Origin of the sequence: Kitasatospora sp. NBC_00374 (assembly GCF_041434935.1) — a bacterium.
Taxonomy (GTDB): domain Bacteria; phylum Actinomycetota; class Actinomycetes; order Streptomycetales; family Streptomycetaceae; genus Kitasatospora.
In genome coordinates this window covers 5,374,098-5,390,303 of sequence record NZ_CP107964.1, presented here as the reverse complement: position 1 = coordinate 5,390,303, position 16,206 = coordinate 5,374,098, and the positions used below count along the sequence as shown (strand labels likewise).

Sequence of the window (16,206 nt, the reverse complement as noted above, 5' to 3'; positions counted from 1 at the left end):
CCCGGCGAGCAGCCCTCGTGTCTGTGCCCTGCGTCCGTGCCGGCCGGTCAGGCCCCGGGCACCCGGACGATCAGGGCGTCGCCCTGCCCGCCGCCGCCGCACAGGGCGGCCGCGCCGACGCCGCCGCCGCGGCGCTGCAGCTCCAGCGCCAGGTGCAGCACCACGCGGGCGCCGGACATCCCGATCGGGTGACCGAGCGCGATCGCGCCGCCGTTGACGTTGACGATCTCCTCGGTGATGCCCAGGTCCTTCATCGACTGGTGGGCGACGGCCGCGAAGGCCTCGTTGATCTCGACCAGGTCGAGGTCGGCGACCTCCAGGCCCTCCTTGGCGAGGGCGTGCTTGATCGCGTTGGACGGCTGCGACTGGAGCGAGTTGTCCGGGCCGGCCACGTTGCCGTGCGCGCCGATCTCGGCGATCCAGCTCAGACCCAGCTCCTCGGCCTTGGCCTTGCTCATCACGACCACGGCGGCGGCGCCGTCGGAGATCTGCGAGGAGGTGCCGGCGGTGATCGTGCCGTCCTTGGTGAAGGCCGGGCGCAGCCGGCCCAGGGTCTCCACCGTGGTGTCGCCGCGGATGCCCTCGTCCTGGCTGAACAGCACCGGGTCGCCCTTGCGCTGCGGGATCTCCACCGGGGTGATCTCGGCCTCGAAGACGCCGTTCTTCTGCGCGGCGGCGGCCCGCTGGTGGGAGAGCGCGGCGAGGTGGTCCTGCACCTCGCGGCCGATGCCCAGCCGGGTGTTGTGCTTCTCGGTGGACTCGCCCATCGGGATGTTCTCGTAGGCGTCGGTGAGGCCGTCGTACGCCATCGCGTCGAGCAGCTCGATCGCGCCGTACTTGTAGCCCTCGCGGGACTTGGGGAGCAGGTGCGGGGCGTTGGTCATGGACTCCTGGCCGCCGGCCACCACGACGTCGAACTCGCCGGCCCGGATCAGCTGGTCGGCCAGCGCGATGGCGTCCAGCCCGGAGAGGCAGACCTTGTTGATGGTCAGCGCCGGGACGTTCATCGGGATGCCGGCCTTGATGGCGGCCTGGCGGGCCGGGATCTGGCCGGCTCCGGCCTGGAGCACCTGGCCCATGATCACGTACTGCACCTGCTCGCCGGTGATGCCCGCCCGCTCCAGCGCGGACTTGATCGCGAAGCCGCCGAGCTCCGCGCCGGAGAAGCCCTTGAGGGAGCCGAGGAGTCGGCCCATCGGGGTGCGGGCACCCGCGACGATCACTGAGGTAGTCATGGGACGAGCTCCTTCGCGCGTCATGGCCAGGAGAGGGTGTGGGGATGCGGCTCAATGTACTGACGTGTAACCCGGCCGTCACCGGCGCGAGGGTGTGATCAGCGGCACTGGCACTGTCCAGTCAACACCGTGTCAGGCCGCGCGGAGTGAATTGTGAGCAGGCTCGCACGTCGCGTAGTGGCCAAGGCCTGCCGCGATGCGCTGCACTGGTGCCCCGCCCAGTTGGACCACGCCCCGGAGGCCGTCATGCTGACCCGTATCGACCACATCGGAATCGCCTGCTTCGACCTGGACAGGACGGTGGAGTTCTACCGCGCCACCTACGGGTTCGAGGTGTTCCACTCCGAGGTCAACGAGGAGCAGGGGGTCCGCGAGGCGATGCTGAAGATCAACGACACCGGGGACGGCGGCGCCTCCTACCTCCAGCTGCTGGAGCCCACCCGCGAGGACTCCACGGTCGCCAAGTGGCTCGCGAAGAACGGCGAGGGCGTGCACCACATCGCGTTCGGCACCGCGGACGTGGACGGCGACGCGGCGGAGATCCGCGGCAAGGGCGTCCGGGTGCTGTACGACGAGCCGCGGATCGGCTCGATGGGCTCGCGGATCACCTTCCTGCACCCCAAGGACTGCGGCGGCGTCCTGACCGAGCTGGTGACCTCGGCCGCCCCCGGGGAGCACGGCGAGCACTGAGGTCGGCCCGCCCGGGCCGGTCCGACCGGCCGGTAACTTGGGAAAAGACAGATGCGCCCATTCCCCCGGGGGCTGCGCACACTACAATGCCCAGGTGCGCTAAGGCTCCGGGGAGGACCGGTCCGGTGAGCACGGCCGAGCGCGAGTGGAGCTGATCATCTGACGGCTCGTCTCGTTGCAGGGGAGTCCACTACGCGGGCACGGCTGAACGGTCGCAATTCGGATCTGTCACCATTCTCCAAAGGCAAGATTTCGCTCAGGAGTCCACCCGGACGGCGGAGCGCGGACCGACCGCGCACCACTGCGGGCGGCTCCGACCGTGGCACCGCCACGGATGCAAGGACCAGCCGATCCGGCCCCGGACACCCGGGGCCACCGGAACGGCCGGGTCGAGGACGCGACCAGGAGATGGATGGGACCGCGGAGTGCGGGGCTACGACCGCTACGAGGTTGAGGATCACCTCTCCCAGTTCGAGGCCGAGTTGGAGCGGGCTCGCAAGGAGCGGGACAAGACCATCGAGCATGCCGAGGACCTCGCCTACCAGGTGGAGGTGCTCAGGGCCAAGCTGCACGAGGCCCGTCGGCAGCTCGCTCAGCCGCGCGCCTTCGACTCCGTCACCGGCCAGGCCGAGCAGGTACTGCGCAACGCGGAACTGCAGGCCGAAGCGCTGCGCGCGGACGCCGAACGCCAGTTCCGCGAGTCGCAGGCCGCCACCCAGCGGCTGATGGCCGAGGCCGCCGAGCGCACCGCGCAGCTGGAGGCCGAGCTCTCCGTACGCCGCCGCCAGCTGGAGGAGGAGCTCACCGAGCTCCGCCGCTCCGCCGAGCGGCACGTCAACGAGAACGTCAACTGGGCCGAGCAGGCCCGGGCCGGCACCGAGCAGGAGGCCCAGCGCCTCCTCCAGGAGGCCCGCGCCGAGTCCGAGCGGATGGTCGCCGCCGCCCGCGCCGAGGCCGCTGCCCTCGCCGACCAGGCCCGCGCCCAGACCGCCGCCGACGTCGACGCCGCCCGCGGCGAGGCCAGGGCCGCCGCCGAGGCCGCCCTGCAGCGCGCCCAGACCGACGCCGAACGCCTGCTGCGGGCCGCTTCCGAGCAGGCCCAGCAGGCCAGCGCCGCCGCCGAGGAACTGCGCGGCAGCGCCGCCAGCGAGGCCCAGCAGCAGCTGGCCGGCGCCCAGGCCGCCGCCGGGCGCCAGCTCGCCGCCGCCCAGGCCGAGATCACCGCCCTCAAGCAGCAGGTCCAGGCCGACCAGGAGCGCGCCGCGGCCGCCATGGCCCAGGCCCAGGCCGAGATAGAGCGGCTGCGCGCCGAGGTGGAGGCGGAGGCCGAGCGGGCCCGCCAGGAGGCCACCGAGCTGCGTATCCACGCCGAGGCCGCGGCCCAGCGTCTGCAGGCCGAGGCCGAGGCCGCCGCCGAGCAGAAGGTCGCCGACGGCGCGGCCGCCAGCGAGCAGCGCTCGCTCACCGCCCGGGCCGAGATCGCCCGGATGGTCGCCGCCGCCACCCGCGAGGCCGACCTGATCAAGTCCGCCGCCGCCACCGCCAAGGCCGAGGCCGAAGCCGCCAAGGCCGCCGCCGCCGAGGAGAGCGAGCGCCTGCGCGGCGCCGCCGAGAGCGTCGCCACCCAGCTTCGCAACGAGGCCGAGACCGCCATCGCCGGCCTGCGGGCCGAGGCCGAGCGGGAGATCGCGGCACTGCGCGCGGAGGCCGAGGCCGCCGCCGACACCCTGCGCCGCGAGGCCGAGCAGGCCGGCCGCGCCGAGGGCTCCAAGGACGCCGCGATCCACCTCGCCAAGGCCGCCAAGCAGGCCGAGGACGTCCGGCTGCGGACCGCCCGGGAGGCCGAGGCCGCCCGCGAGGAGGCCTCCGCCGAGGCCGAGCGGCTGCTCTCCGAGGCAGCCGCCGAGGCCCGGCAGCTGCGCGAGCAGGCCGCGGCCGCCGTCGAGCAGGCCCAGAACACCGCACTGGACGACGCCGCCTCCATCCGCGAGCAGATGGAGCGGATGCACGAGGAGGCCACCCGCCTGCGGGCCGAGGCCGAGGACCTGCGCACCGAGGCCCGGGCCGAGGCGGAGCGGGTCCGCACCGAGTCCCGCCGCCAGGCCGTGGTGCAGATCGAGGAGTCGGCGGAGACCGCCGAGGAACTGCTCACCAAGGCCAAGAGCGACGCCGACGAGCTGCGGGCCGGCGCCCGGGCCGAGGTCGAGCGCCAGCGGGAGCAGGCCGCCGAGCAGGCCGCCGAGACCCAGGCCCGAGCGGAGCAGACGCTCACCCGGGCCCGCGCCGAGGCGGAGAAGCTCGCCGCCAACGCCGCCCAGCAGCACCAGGAGGCGCTGGCCGCCGCCAAGGCCGCCGCCGCCGAGAACCGCGTCGCCGCCGAACGGGAGACCGCCGAACTGCGGCGCGAGGCCGCCGAGTTCGACCAGCGGGTCCGGGCCGAGGCGCTGACCGCCGCCGAGGCGCTCCAGGCCCAGGCCCAGGCGTTCGACGCCGAACTGCGCGCCGAGGCCGCCACCGCCGCCGAGGACACCCGCGAAGAGGCTCGCAACTGGGCCGACAGCCACCGCATCGAGGCGGAGAACTGGGCCCGTCGCGAGCGCGGCGAGGCCGGGACCACCGCCGCCGCACTGCGCGAGGAGAGCCGTCGCGAGCGCGAGGAGGCCTCCGCCGCACTGCTGCGCGAGCAGACCGAGACCACCGAGCTGCTGGCCGCCGCCAAGGTGACCCGGGAGACCGCCGAGGCCGAGGCCGCCACGCTCACCGAGCGCACCGCCGCCGAGACCGCCGAACTGCGGGCGGCCGCCGAGCGCGAGAGCACCGAGCTGCGCGAGCAGGCCGCACAGGCGCTGGAGGACGCCGCGGCCGCCGCCGCCGAGCAGCTGGCCGAGGCCGAGGCCGCCGCCGAGCACCTGCGCGCCGAGGGCGCCCAGGAGCGGGCCCGGGCCGAGGAGCAGGCCGCCGAGCTGCGCCGGGAGGCCGAGGAGCAGCGCGCGCTGGCCGCCACCGAGGCCGAGGAGGCGACCGACGCCGCCACCCGCCGCGCGGCCGAACTGGTCGCCGGCGCCGAGGACGAGGCCGCCGAGATCCGCCAGTCGGTGGCCGGCCTGCACGAGTCCGCCTCCCAGCAGATCACCGAGCTGCGCGCCACCGCGGAGCGCGAGAGCACCGAACTGCGCGAGCAGGCCGAGCGCGAGAGCGCCGAACTGCGGGCCGAGGTGGCCGCCGAGGTGGCCGAGGAGCGCGAGCGGACCGCCGCCGAACTGGCCGCGGACCGGGAGAGCGCCGCGGCCGCGATCGACCGCGAGCGGGCCGAGGCCCAGGCGTACGACGCGGACCTGCGGGCCCGGGCCGAGGCCGAACGGCAGTCCGCGCTGGACTTCGCCGAGCAGCACCGCGCCGAGGCCGAGGGCCGGGCCCGCAAGACCGTGGCCGAGGCCGAGAAGCGGTCGGCCGCCGCGATCGCCGAGGCGGAGGAGTTCGCCGCGGCGCTGCGCGCGGAGGCCGAGGAGTACGCGCTGGCCACCCGCAGCCTCGCGGAGGACTTCGACGCCGCCACCCGCACCCGGGCCGACGAGTACGACGCCAAGACCCGGGAGGCGGCCGAGCAGTTCGACAAGTCCACCCGGGAGCAGGCCAAGTCGGTGCTGGAGCGGGCCTTCGCCGACGCCGAGCAGCTCGGCGAGGACGCCCAGACCACCGCACTGGCCACCACCGCCGCGGCCGAGGAGCAGGCCGACGCGATGGTGGCGGCCGCCCGCAAGGAGGCCGAGCGGCTGGTCGCGGCCGGCGAGGCGGCCGGTCAGGCCGAGGTCGAGAAGGCCAGGGCGGACGCCGACGCGCTGCTCTCCGAGGCCCGCCGGGACTCCACCGCGATCCGCGAGCGCGCCGAGGAGCTGCGCGAGCGCACCGACGCCGAGATCGAGGCGCTGCACGAGCGGGCCCGCAAGGAGAACGCGCAGGCCATGAAGTCGGCCGGCGAGCGGGTGGACGCGCTGGTGACGGCGGCCCAGGAGCAGCTGACCGAGGCCGAGGAGCAGGCGGTGGCCGCCGTCGCCGAGGCCGAGGAGCGGGCCGCGGAGCTGGTCCAGGCCGCCGAGGAGCGGGCGGCGGAGCTGACGTCCGAGGCCTCGGCCGAGGCCGGCAAGGTCCGGATCGCGGCCGTACGCAAGGCCGAGGGCCTGCTGAAGGAGGCCGAGCTGAAGCTCGCCGACTCCACCTCGCGGGCCGAGGCCCTGATCGTCAAGGCCGAGGCGAAGCTGAAGTCCGCCGAGGAGGATGCGGAGCAGCAGATCGAGGCGGCCGCCGACGAGGCCGCGAAGCGGCTGCGCCGGGTCGACGAGGCCGCGGACGAGCAGCTGCGGCTCGCCAAGGAGGAGGCCGAGCGGGTCCTCGCCGAGGCGAAGGCCGAGGCGGGGCGCGTGACCGACGAGGGCCAGCGGGAGTTGGACGAACTGGTCCGGCGGCGCAAGGACATCAACACCGAGATCTCTCGGGTCCAGGACGTGCTGTCGGCGCTGGAGGCGTTCGAGGCGCCGTCACCGGTCGCCCAGACCAACGGGGGAAGCGGGAAGGGCGGTGGAGGCGGTCGTGGGACCGGCCCCGTCGCCCGAGAGGGGGCGTCGAAGGCCGGCGCCGGAGTGGGCGCGCCCCGTTCGGGTGGCAATCGCTCCGGAGGGGCGCCACCCGATTGAGCGGACATTGTCCGCGAAGCATCGGCATTTCGCCGATGACACTCCGGTAACGTGTCAGGATTCCCTCAACCACCTCAGCGGTTCGACGACAGGAAGCCCAGAAATCCCATGAGCGACAGTCACTCCCCGCACGGCTTCGACCTGGTACGCCGTGGGTACGAGCGCGCCCAGGTCGACGAGCGGATCGCCAAGCTGGTAGCCGACCGCGACAGCGCGCTGGCCCGGATCGGTGCGCTGGAGAAGCGCATCGAGGAGCTCCACCTGGAGACCCAGAGCGCGCAGGCCCAGGTGGCCGAGGCCGAGCCCTCGTACGCCGGGCTCGGTGCCCGGGTGGAGAAGATCCTCCGGCTCGCCGAGGAGGAGGCCAAGGACCTGCGTGAGGAGGCGCACCGCGCCGCCGAGCAGCACCGCGAGCTGGCCGAGGCCGCTGCCCAGCAGGTCCGCACCGAGGCGGAGAACTACGCCAAGGACCGCAAGGCCAAGGCCGAGGACGAGGGTCTGCGGATCGTCGACAAGGCCAAGAGCGACAGCGCCCAGCTGCGCGCCGAGGCCAACAAGGACGCCCAGAACAAGCGCGAGGAGGCGGACGCCCTCTTCGAGGAGACCCGCACCAAGGCCGCCCAGGCCGCGCTGGAGTTCGAGACCAACCTGGCCAAGCGCCGCGAGCAGTCCGAGCGCGACCTGGCCGCCCGCCAGGCCAAGGCCGAGAAGCGCCTGGCCGAGATCGAGCACCGCGCCGAGCAGCTCCGCCTGGAGGCGGAGAAGCTGCGCACCGACGCCGAGCGCCGGGCCCGCCAGACGGTGGAGACCGCGCAGCGCCAGGCCGAGGACATCGTCGCCGACGCCAACGCCAAGGCCGACCGGGTCCGCAGCGAGTCCGAGCGCGAGCTGGCGGCGCTGACCAACCGCCGCGACTCGATCAACGCCCAGCTGACCAACGTGCGCGAGATGCTCGCCACGCTGACCGGCGCGGCCGTGGCCGCCGCCACGCTGCCGGCCGACGACGCCCTCGGCGTGCCGGCCCAGCAGTCCCGCTGAACACCCCCGGTGGGCCCGTACCGACCCCGGTACGGGCCCACCGTGCTGTCCGGCGGCCGGACGGACCGCGGACGGACGGCGGCCCGGTCAGACGCGGACCCGCCGCAGCAGGGCGCGGACGGCGGCGTCGAAGGTCTCCGGGGCCTCCAGTGAGCTGAGGTGGCCGACGGCCGGGATGACGGTCAGCTCGGCGTCGGCCATCGCCTCGGCCAGCATCCGCGCCTCGGCGATCGGGGTGACGGAGTCGGCCTCGCCGACGATCACGGCGGCTGGCACGGGCAGGCCGGCCAGCACCTCCAGCGAGTCGCCGCGGGCGGACATCGCCCGCTGGGCCCAGGCGACGGCCCGCGGTGAGGCCTCGGCGATCATCTCGCGGACCTCGGCGATCAGTTCGGGGCCGGCCGCAGGACCGAGCAGGTTCTCGGCCATCCGCTCGTCCACCAGGAGCCGTACGCTGTCCCTGGCCAGCACGGCGGAGGCGATCCGCTCCCGGTTGGTCCGGGCCGGCTCGGCGTCGGGCCCGGCCTTGGTGTCGGCGAGCAGCAGTCCGCACAGCCGGTCGGGGTGGCGCCGGGCGAAGGCCATCGCCACGTACCCGCCCATCGACAGCCCGCCGACCACCGCGCGTTCGACCCCGGCGGCGTCCAGCAGCCGGGCCACGTCGTCCGCGACGGTGTCCAGCGAGGGCTCGTCGTCACCGAGCGGAGCCGAGCCGAAGCCCCGCTGGTCCGGCGCGAAGACCCTGGCCAGCTCCCCCGCCGGGCCCGCCAGCCGCTCCAGCTGGGCGGACCACATCCGGGCGGAGAAGGGGAAGGCGTGCAGCAGGACGAGCGGGGTGCCGGTGCCGGTGCCGTGCGCGTGACCGGGCGGCGTCGTGGGGAGGGTCATGGTGCCACCGTATTGCGGGCCACCGACCCACCGCAGCCAGCGCGCCTGATGAGCGCCCCTGCCATAATCTGACGGAGAGTGAGGGAGCAACATGATCGAACTGCATCAGCTGACGAAACGTTACGGCGACAAACTGGCCGTGGACGGGCTCAGTTTCCAGGTGCCCCAGGGCGTGGTGACCGGCTTCCTCGGCCCGAACGGTGCCGGCAAGTCCACCACCATGCGGATGATCCTCGACCTGGACCGGCCGACCAGCGGCCGGGTCACCATCGACGGCAAGCGGTACGGGCAGCTGGCCGACCCGCTGCGGAAGATCGGCGCGCTGCTGGAGGCCAAGGCCGTCCACCCCGGGCGCACCGCCTACGACCACCTGCTCTGGCTCGCCCAGAGCAACCGGATCCCGCGCTCCCGGGTGGACGAGGTGCTGGCCCTGGTCGGCCTGACCTCGGTGGCCAAGAAGCGCGCGAAGGGCTTCTCGCTGGGCATGGGCCAGCGCCTCGGCATCGCGTCCGCGCTGCTCGGCAACCCCGAGATCCTGATGTTCGACGAGCCGGTCAACGGGCTCGACCCCGAGGGCATCCTGTGGATCCGCAACCTGATGAAGGGCCTGGCCTCCGAGGGCCGGACGGTCTTCGTCTCCTCGCACCTGATGAGCGAGATGGCGCTGACCGCCGACCACCTGGTGGTGATCGGCAAGGGCCGGCTGCTGGCCGACCTGTCGATGGCCGAGTTCATCAAGCAGAACTCCCGCTCCGCGGCCCGGATCCGCACCCCGCACGTCGAGCAGCTGCTGGACGCGCTGCAGGGCGCCGGCCTGCAGGCCGAGGCGCAGCCCGACGGCTCGTACGAGATCGAGGACGGCGATCTGGCCTTCCTCGGCGACCTGGCCGCCCGGCACGGCATCACCCTGCACGAGCTGAGCCCGCAGCAGGCCTCGCTGGAGGAGGCCTTCATGCAGATGACGGCGGACTCGGTGGAGTACCACGCGGGCGACGGCCCGGGCGCCGCTCCCGCCTGGGGCGCCGGCTGGTACCAGGGCCCGCATCCCACCCCACTCGGTGGAAAGGAGAACTGAGATGGCGTCCTTCCCCGCGATCCTGCAGTCCGAGTGGACCAAGATCCGCAGCGTTCGGTCCACCATCTGGACCCTGGCCCTGACCTTCGTGGTCACGCTGGGCCTGGGCGCGCTGCTCTCGCTGCTCACCAAGAACAACTTCCAGGAGTTCGCCGGCGACGGCCCGTTCGACGCCACCAGCACCTCGCTCTCCGGCATCGGACTCGGCGAGCTGGCCATCATCGTCTTCGGCGTGCTGGCGGTCGGCAACGAGTACAGCAGCGGGCTGATCCGGGTCTCGCTGGCGGCCGTCCCGCAGCGCGGCACCCTGCTGACCGGCAAGGCCGTGGTGCTGGGCCTGCTGGCGCTGGCCGTCTCGCTGGTGACGGTCTTCGTCACCTTCTTCGTCGGCCAGTCGCTGCTCGGCGAGCACTCCACCGACCTGGGCGAGCCGCACGTGCTGCGCGCGGTGCTCGGCGCGGCGGCCTACCTGACCATGCTCTGCCTGTTCTCGGCCGGCGTCACCGCGATGCTGCACAACCAGACACTGGCCCTGGGCATCCTGGTCCCGTTCTTCTTCCTGCTCTCGCCGATCCTGTCGGCGGTGCCGAAGGTGAAGACCGTGGCGCAGTACTTCCCCGACTACGCGGGCCGGCGGATGCTGCTGGTCTACGGCGAGAGCGGGCAGCCGTACGGGGCCGGGGCGGGCTTCCTGATCTGTCTGACGTGGACGCTGGCGGCACTGGCCGGCGGCGCCCTGGTGCTCAAGAAGCGGGACGCCTGACCCCCGACCCGACAGCAGACCTCAGTACCTGGGAGCGCCGCGGCCACGCTGGATGTTGGAGCCGCGGCGCTCCCGTGCGCCCCAGCAGGCCCGGTGCCAGTGCCTGCGGTCGTCCACGCCCGCGCCGTACTCCGGCCAGGCCACCACGTGCCCGACGCCCGGCGGGATCTCCTGGTCGCAGCCGGGGCAGCGGTAGAAGCGGCCCGCCGTCCCGGCCACGGTCTGCACCACCCACTCCTCGCCCCGGTAGCTCTCGGTACGGCGCAGCGAGCCACCCGGCGGGGCGGCCGGCGCGGCGTCACGATCGGCGGCGCTGTTGGTCCGGTTACGGCGGGGCGACACGTCAACTACCTCTCGGCCGGGCACGATTTAGCTTCCAGGGTAAAGGTCCTCAAACGGCATTCGGGGCCCATATCACGCCCCAACCCGGGGCCCGGGTGTTTCTCCCGAGATCCATCCTTTCTTCGGCGAGATTGGTCGATCGGCGTGCCATTGGCACATGACATGGGTTACTCACGAGGGGACAAGGCGGGGCTCGCAGACCCTGCGCGCTCCCGAGGAGGCCTCCGATGACCAAGACCACCCCGCGGCCCGAGATCCACTCGCCGGCCACCGGGCCGCTGCCCGCACCCGCGCTCGGGCAGCCGTCCGGTACCGACTCCATCCGGGTCGGCGCCTTCCTGCTCTCGGCGCAGTTCCCCGGCCAGAGCCACGCGGAGGCGCTGGAGCGCACGCTGAGCGCCACCACCGCCGCCGAGCGCTGCGGCCTGGACAGCGTCTGGCTGGCCGAGCACCACTTCGTCCCGTACGGCGTCTGCCCCGACGCGGCCACGCTGGCGGCCCTGCTGCTCGGCCGGACCCGCCGGATCGGCGTCGGCACGGCCGTCAGCGTCCTCTCCACCGGCCACCCGGTCCGGCTCGGTGAGCAGGCCGCGCTGCTGCACCTCACCTCGGGCGGCCGGTTCACCCTCGGGGTGGGCCGCGGCGGGCCCTGGATCGACCTGACGGTCTTCGGCACCGGGCCGGACGCGTACGAGCAGGGTTTCCCGGAGCGGCTGGACCTGCTGCTGCGCTGGCTGCGCGAGGGCCGGGTGGGCGCCGCCGGACCGCAGTTCCAGTTCCCGGAGGTCGCCGTGGTGCCCAGGGCCACCGAGCCGGTGCTGCCGGCCGACCCCGGCGGCCACGAGGGCCTGGCGGGGTGGCTGGGGCTGGACGGCGAGCCGGAGGCCGCGCTGCGCGCCTTCCCCCGTCAGCGCCACGAGCAGGGCCCCCACCGCAGGGCGGCGGGCACCGGCCCCCGGCCGGCCGCCGGACCGGGCGGGCCGCCCGTGGTGGTGGCCTGCACCTCCCCCGGCGGGGTGCGGACGGCGGCCGAGCGCGGCCTGCCGATGCTGCTCGGCATGCACTCCGGCGACGAGGACAAGGCCCAGATGCTGGCCGCGTACCGGACGGCCTGGCGGGCCGCCGGGCGCGGCGAGGAGCAACTCGCCCGGGTCGAACGCGAGCACGTCGCGGCCGGGGTCGTCCAGGTCGACGACCGAGCCGCCGGCGCCCGGGACGAACTGCTGCGCGCACTGCCCGGGTTCTTCGCCCACGGCCTCGGCGCCCACCGGACCGTGGACGACCGGGCACGGTCCATGCGCGACCCCCGCGCCTACACCGAACTGCTCTGCGATCTGCACCCGGTGGGCACGCCCCGGCAGTGCGCCGACCGGCTGCTGGCCACCGCCGAGCGGACCGGCATCCGCCGGTTCGCGCTGCTCACCGAGGGCTCCGGCGACCGGGCCGCCACCCTGCACAACATCGCCCGGCTGGGCGCGGAGGTCCTGCCCCAGCTCGGGTGAGAACGGACACACCTCGGTGGGCCGCCCCCGCAGGGACGGCCCACCGGCGGAAGGCGGTTCAGCAGTCGCGCAGCTCGGCCGACTGGTTGAGCAGCTGAGCCCGGACGGACGTGAAGCGCCGGTGGCGCTCCGCCGAGCTCTCGGAGGGCGAGAACACCGCCACCCGGTGACAGTTCTGGAACGCCAACTGCACGCCGAAGTGCCGCTGCAGGGCGCCTCGGATCGCGTCGCTGGCCATGGCCCGCAGGAGCTGGCCGCGGGCCTGCTCGCTGGGCGGCGGGACCTGGTTGTCGGCGAAGTCGGTGCCGTCGACCTTGAGCTGGGCGACCAGCGAGCTGATCAGCTCCCAGGCGTACGGCAGGGAGACTCGGACGCAGTCGACGAACTCCCTCTCGTCGACCTCGCCTCTCTCGGCCTTCTCAAGCAGGGCCGGTGAGACGTCGAGCGACATGGGTTCTCCTCTCGCGGTCCACCCTGACGCGGCTGCCCGGGTGGTCGTGCGGCTGTACGGATGGTGCCGTGCCGTGCTCACACGGATGGTGCGGGCGGCGGAGACCGCCCGGCCCGACCTGACGTCCGGTCGGGCTGACAGGGGCTCAGTGGGCGGCAGTCGGGACACCGCAGAGGGCCCGTGGGACCGCGCACCGAGGACAAGGGACGGCGCCCGGGTCGGCCGGAGCCCGGGCACACGCCGACGCCGTGGCGACACCGCCAGGTGGGGCGACGGCCACTCACTCCAGCCTGGCAGGCGACGCTCAGCCCGGCTGGAGAATCCGCCGATTCACCGCCCGCGCAGTGCCCTCGGGCGCAGATTGGCCGGATCCCGTCGGAGCGTTCATCGCAGTTCCCCATCCCCGTCGAACGCACCCCGACGACCGGACATCCGGATGCCGTACCCTTCGCGGACCGGCCCGACCGGCCTGCGGAGTGCCGTCACACCATGGTTCGCCGCCTTCGCGGATTCTTCACCCGGCTGTCGCGGAATCGCATCAACTGGCCCCGGTGGGCTAGCGTGGTCGACCGTGCGTCTCGTAATTGCCCGCTGCTCCGTCGACTATGCCGGACGGCTCTCAGCCCATCTCCCGTCCGCCACCCGCCTGATCCTGGTGAAGGCCGACGGGAGCGTCAGCATTCATGCCGACGACCGCGCCTACAAGCCGCTCAACTGGATGTCGCCACCGTGCACCCTCAAGGTGGCCGACGGCCTCTGGACGGTCACCAACAAGGCCGGCGAGAAGCTCCTCATCACCTTGGAAGAGGTGATGCACGACTCCTCGCACGAGCTCGGTGTCGACCCCGGCCTGGTCAAGGACGGCGTCGAAGCCCACCTCCAGGAGCTGCTCGCCGACCGGATGGAGGTGCTCGGGACAGGCTGGCAGCTGATCCGCCGCGAGTACCCGACCGCCATCGGGCCGGTCGACATCCTCTGCCGCGACTCCGACGGGGCCACCGTCGCCATCGAGATCAAGCGCCGCGGCGAGATCGACGGCGTCGAGCAGCTCACCCGCTACCTGGAGCTGCTCAACCGCGATCCGCTGCTCGCCCCGGTCAAGGGCGTGTTCGCCGCGCAGGAGATCAAGCCGCAGGCCCGGGTGCTGGCCACCGACCGCGGCATCGGCTGCGTGGTGCTCGACTACGACGAGCTGCGCGGCATCGACGACGACAAGCTCAAGCTGTTCTGAGCCCTACGGGGGCGGCGGGCTCGACGAGCCGGTCGGTGACGCGGAGGTCGGGGTCGGCGTCGGCGTGGGGCTCGACGACGGCGTCGGGGGCCCCGAGGTCGGAGGCGTCGCACCCTGGGTCGGGGTCACCGGCGGTGTGGTCGTCCCGGACTTGCCCGGGGTCGGCTTGCGGCTCGTCCGCGACGCACTCGGCGACGGTGCCGCGCTCGGAGTGTCCGAGGCGCTCTCGGAGGTCTCCGGGGTCGGCGACGGCGAGGGCGTCGGGCTCCCGCTGGACCCGAAGTCCAGACCGGACGGCAGGGGGTCGTCGACCGAAGTGCCGGGCCTGGTCCGGTTGCCGCTCTGCGGGTCCGGGCCGGCCAGACTGAGCCCGATCGCGGTGCCGAGCACCCCGACCGCGAGCACGGCCGCCGAAGCGGCCAGCACCGTCCGCCTGGTGTCCCGGCCCGTCTTGGGCGCCGTACGGAAGCGGAACGGCGCCTGCGCGATCGCCCGGATCACCGGCCGTCGCCCGACCGGCGCCAGCTCGGTGTCCTCGTCGCCCGCAGGCACGTCCAGAGTGGCCCGCAGCAGCTCGACCATCCGCCGAGCCGCCGCGCCGCCGCGCGGCTCGCCCAGCGCGGCCCTGAGCGCCACGGCGGCGTCCAGTTCGGCCGAGGCCCGCTGGGAGGTGCCCCGGCACAGGGCAAGCGCGCCGAGCTCCTGGTGGAACCAGGCCTCCTCGCCGCTGGCACCCAGTGTCCTGGCGGCCTCCAGACCGAGCTGCAGGGACCGCTCCCAGGCCCCCCAGCGCAGGGACAGCGCCAGCGCCGGTGCGGCCGCCCTGGCCAGCCGCAGGACCGCCTCCGGGCGCCCGGCCGTCCGGTCGGCGAGCAACGCGCCGAGGATCACCTCGGCCTCGGCCGCGATCTGCTCGGTGCCGACCGAACTGTGCCCGACCCACCAGGAGAAGTGCTCGGCCGCGCCGTAGCCGACCTCGCCGGTCTCCCAGTGCGGGGCCAGGCTCTCCAGCACGCCGGCCGCCAGGCGGTGGTGTCCGCCGATCGACACCGCCAGCCCCGCGTCGACCAGTTCCTGCAGGGCGCCCTCGCCCTGTCCCACGTCGATCAGGGCCGGCAGGTGCGCGGCGGTCGGGCACTCGCCGCCGAGCGCCAGGGCGAGGCGCAGCACCTCACGGGCCGGCTCCCCGAGCCCCTCCGCGAGCCGCAGCGCGGGCGCCGCGCTCTCCGCCACCGTCGGCAGCGGGACGGAGCGCCGCAACTCGCCCTCCAGCACGGCCGGATCGGCCGGCTCGTCGACCTCCTTGACCATGCCGAAGACGCTCCTGCGGTCCTCCTGGGCCGCCACCAGCGCGTCCACCGCGACGTCCCGCTGGCGCAGCAGCGCCGCGGCCTGGACGAAGCGCAGCGGCAGCCCCTCGGACTCGAACCACAGGTCGACCGCCCAGGAGCGCTCCGACTCGTCCAACTGACGGCCCGCCAGCCGGATCACCAGATTGAGGCAGGCTCCCCGGGAGAGGCCGGCCACCAGGTGGTCGCGCAGCCGGGAGCCGAGCTGGAGCGGCGGGCCGTCCGGCGGCACGGAGACCAGGAAGGCGCAGTCGGGTGCGGCGCCGAGCAGCCGGTCCAGCTCCGCCTCGTCCAGTTCGACGTCGTCGATCACCACGACGGCGCCGACCTCGCTCAGCCGCTCGGCCAGCTCCCGGCGGTCCGGGCGGACACCGGGGGCGTGGTGGGTGGCGGCGAACAGGTCCTGGAGCAGGTCGTCGGCGGACCTGCGGTGGCCGCTGAGGCGGACCACACCGTCGGGGGCGATGCCGTCGGCGGCGTCCGCGACGGCTGCCAGCAGGGCGCTGCGGCCCGAGCCGGCCTGGCCGACCAGTCGGACCGAACGGCCCTCGGCCAGCTGACCGAGCAGCTCCGCGATGTCGGCCTCACGGTCCAGCAGCGGCAGGTCGGCGGGGCCGGTGCCGAGCGCCAGCGGGCCGACCGCGAGGTTGGGCCCGGGCGCGGGGCCGGCCTGCGCCTGCGCCCTGCTGCGCCGGGGTTCGGGCCGCCAGCCGTCCGGGCAGGCGGTGGCCTCGGAGCCGTCCGCCCCGCCCACCGTCAGCATCAGGTCACCGGGGAACACCTCGCCGGTACGGGCCCGCAGCCCGTCCTGCCGGAAATCGCCGGTTGGCTGTCCCACGTCGTTGCTCCACCCATGCTCGGCCGCGCGCCACCGAACCCCCGGGCGCTGAGGACCGGCCGCTGACCGGATCCGGGCGGCCGTGACTACTGAGCGCAGACTTTCCCACACCC

General features: G+C 74.2%; 12 protein-coding genes. 7 read left to right on the top strand and 5 right to left on the bottom strand.

From position 1 onward, the window contains the following. Positions 1 to 47: 47 nt before the first annotated feature. On the bottom strand, positions 48 to 1,235 hold the full coding sequence (locus tag OG871_RS24255) for an acetyl-CoA C-acetyltransferase (RefSeq protein WP_371499212.1): 1,188 nt from the start codon (positions 1,233 to 1,235) through the stop codon (positions 48 to 50). 246 nt (positions 1,236 to 1,481) lie between these two features. Between OG871_RS24255 and mce the strand changes: the two genes are divergently transcribed. The 3 genes from mce to OG871_RS24240 all read left to right on the top strand — a co-directional run bounded on the left by mce (position 1,482) and on the right by OG871_RS24240 (position 7,654). After that, on the top strand, positions 1,482 to 1,925 hold the full coding sequence (mce, locus tag OG871_RS24250; RefSeq protein WP_371503407.1) for a methylmalonyl-CoA epimerase: 444 nt from the start codon (positions 1,482 to 1,484) through the stop codon (positions 1,923 to 1,925). A gap of 425 nt (positions 1,926 to 2,350) precedes the next feature. After that, positions 2,351 to 6,616: a hypothetical protein gene (locus OG871_RS24245; RefSeq protein ID WP_371499210.1), complete on the top strand. Its 4,266-nt coding sequence runs from the start codon at positions 2,351 to 2,353 to the stop codon at positions 6,614 to 6,616. 108 nt (positions 6,617 to 6,724) lie between these two features. Beyond that, the gene (locus tag OG871_RS24240; protein WP_371499208.1) at positions 6,725 to 7,654 is read left to right on the top strand and encodes a cellulose-binding protein; all 930 of its coding nucleotides are present in this window, start codon (positions 6,725 to 6,727) and stop codon (positions 7,652 to 7,654) included. A gap of 87 nt (positions 7,655 to 7,741) precedes the next feature. Here OG871_RS24240 and OG871_RS24235 read toward each other — a convergent pair whose 3' ends face one another. Beyond that, the gene (locus OG871_RS24235; RefSeq protein ID WP_371499206.1) at positions 7,742 to 8,542 is read right to left on the bottom strand and encodes an alpha/beta fold hydrolase; all 801 of its coding nucleotides are present in this window, start codon (positions 8,540 to 8,542) and stop codon (positions 7,742 to 7,744) included. A 91-nt stretch (positions 8,543 to 8,633) separates the two neighbouring features. Here OG871_RS24235 and OG871_RS24230 point away from each other — a divergent pair, with 91 nt between their 5' ends. Together OG871_RS24230 and OG871_RS24225 are read left to right on the top strand one after the other, a co-directional pair. After that, positions 8,634 to 9,617, top strand: coding sequence for an ABC transporter ATP-binding protein (locus OG871_RS24230; RefSeq protein WP_371499205.1), 984 nt, complete (start codon positions 8,634 to 8,636; stop codon positions 9,615 to 9,617). Between the two features lies 1 nt (position 9,618). Then, a complete protein-coding gene (locus tag OG871_RS24225) occupies positions 9,619 to 10,380 on the top strand; it encodes an ABC transporter permease subunit (RefSeq protein WP_371499203.1) in 762 nt (253 codons plus the stop codon). A gap of 21 nt (positions 10,381 to 10,401) precedes the next feature. On the opposite strand, the gene OG871_RS24220 is transcribed toward OG871_RS24225, so the two are convergent. After that, a complete protein-coding gene (locus tag OG871_RS24220) occupies positions 10,402 to 10,722 on the bottom strand; it encodes an ATP/GTP-binding protein (RefSeq protein ID WP_371499201.1) in 321 nt (106 codons plus the stop codon). A 320-nt stretch (positions 10,723 to 11,042) separates the two neighbouring features. Between OG871_RS24220 and OG871_RS24215 the strand changes: the two genes are divergently transcribed. Then, positions 11,043 to 12,224 (top strand): LLM class flavin-dependent oxidoreductase, encoded by a 1,182-nt coding sequence (locus tag OG871_RS24215; protein WP_371503406.1) that lies wholly within the window; start codon positions 11,043 to 11,045, stop codon positions 12,222 to 12,224. 58 nt (positions 12,225 to 12,282) lie between these two features. On the opposite strand, the gene OG871_RS24210 is transcribed toward OG871_RS24215, so the two are convergent. Beyond that, positions 12,283 to 12,675 (bottom strand): SCO5389 family protein, encoded by a 393-nt coding sequence (locus OG871_RS24210; RefSeq protein WP_371499199.1) that lies wholly within the window; start codon positions 12,673 to 12,675, stop codon positions 12,283 to 12,285. A 571-nt stretch (positions 12,676 to 13,246) separates the two neighbouring features. On the opposite strand from OG871_RS24210, the gene nucS reads away from it, so the two are divergent. Then, the gene (nucS, locus tag OG871_RS24205) at positions 13,247 to 13,906 is read left to right on the top strand and encodes an endonuclease NucS (protein ID WP_371499197.1); all 660 of its coding nucleotides are present in this window, start codon (positions 13,247 to 13,249) and stop codon (positions 13,904 to 13,906) included. A 3-nt stretch (positions 13,907 to 13,909) separates the two neighbouring features. Here nucS and OG871_RS24200 read toward each other — a convergent pair whose 3' ends face one another. Continuing rightward, positions 13,910 to 16,093 carry an ATP-binding protein gene (locus OG871_RS24200; RefSeq protein ID WP_371499195.1) on the bottom strand — a complete coding sequence of 728 codons (2,184 nt, stop codon included), beginning with the start codon at positions 16,091 to 16,093 and terminating at the stop codon, positions 13,910 to 13,912. Positions 16,094 to 16,206 lie beyond the last annotated feature (113 nt).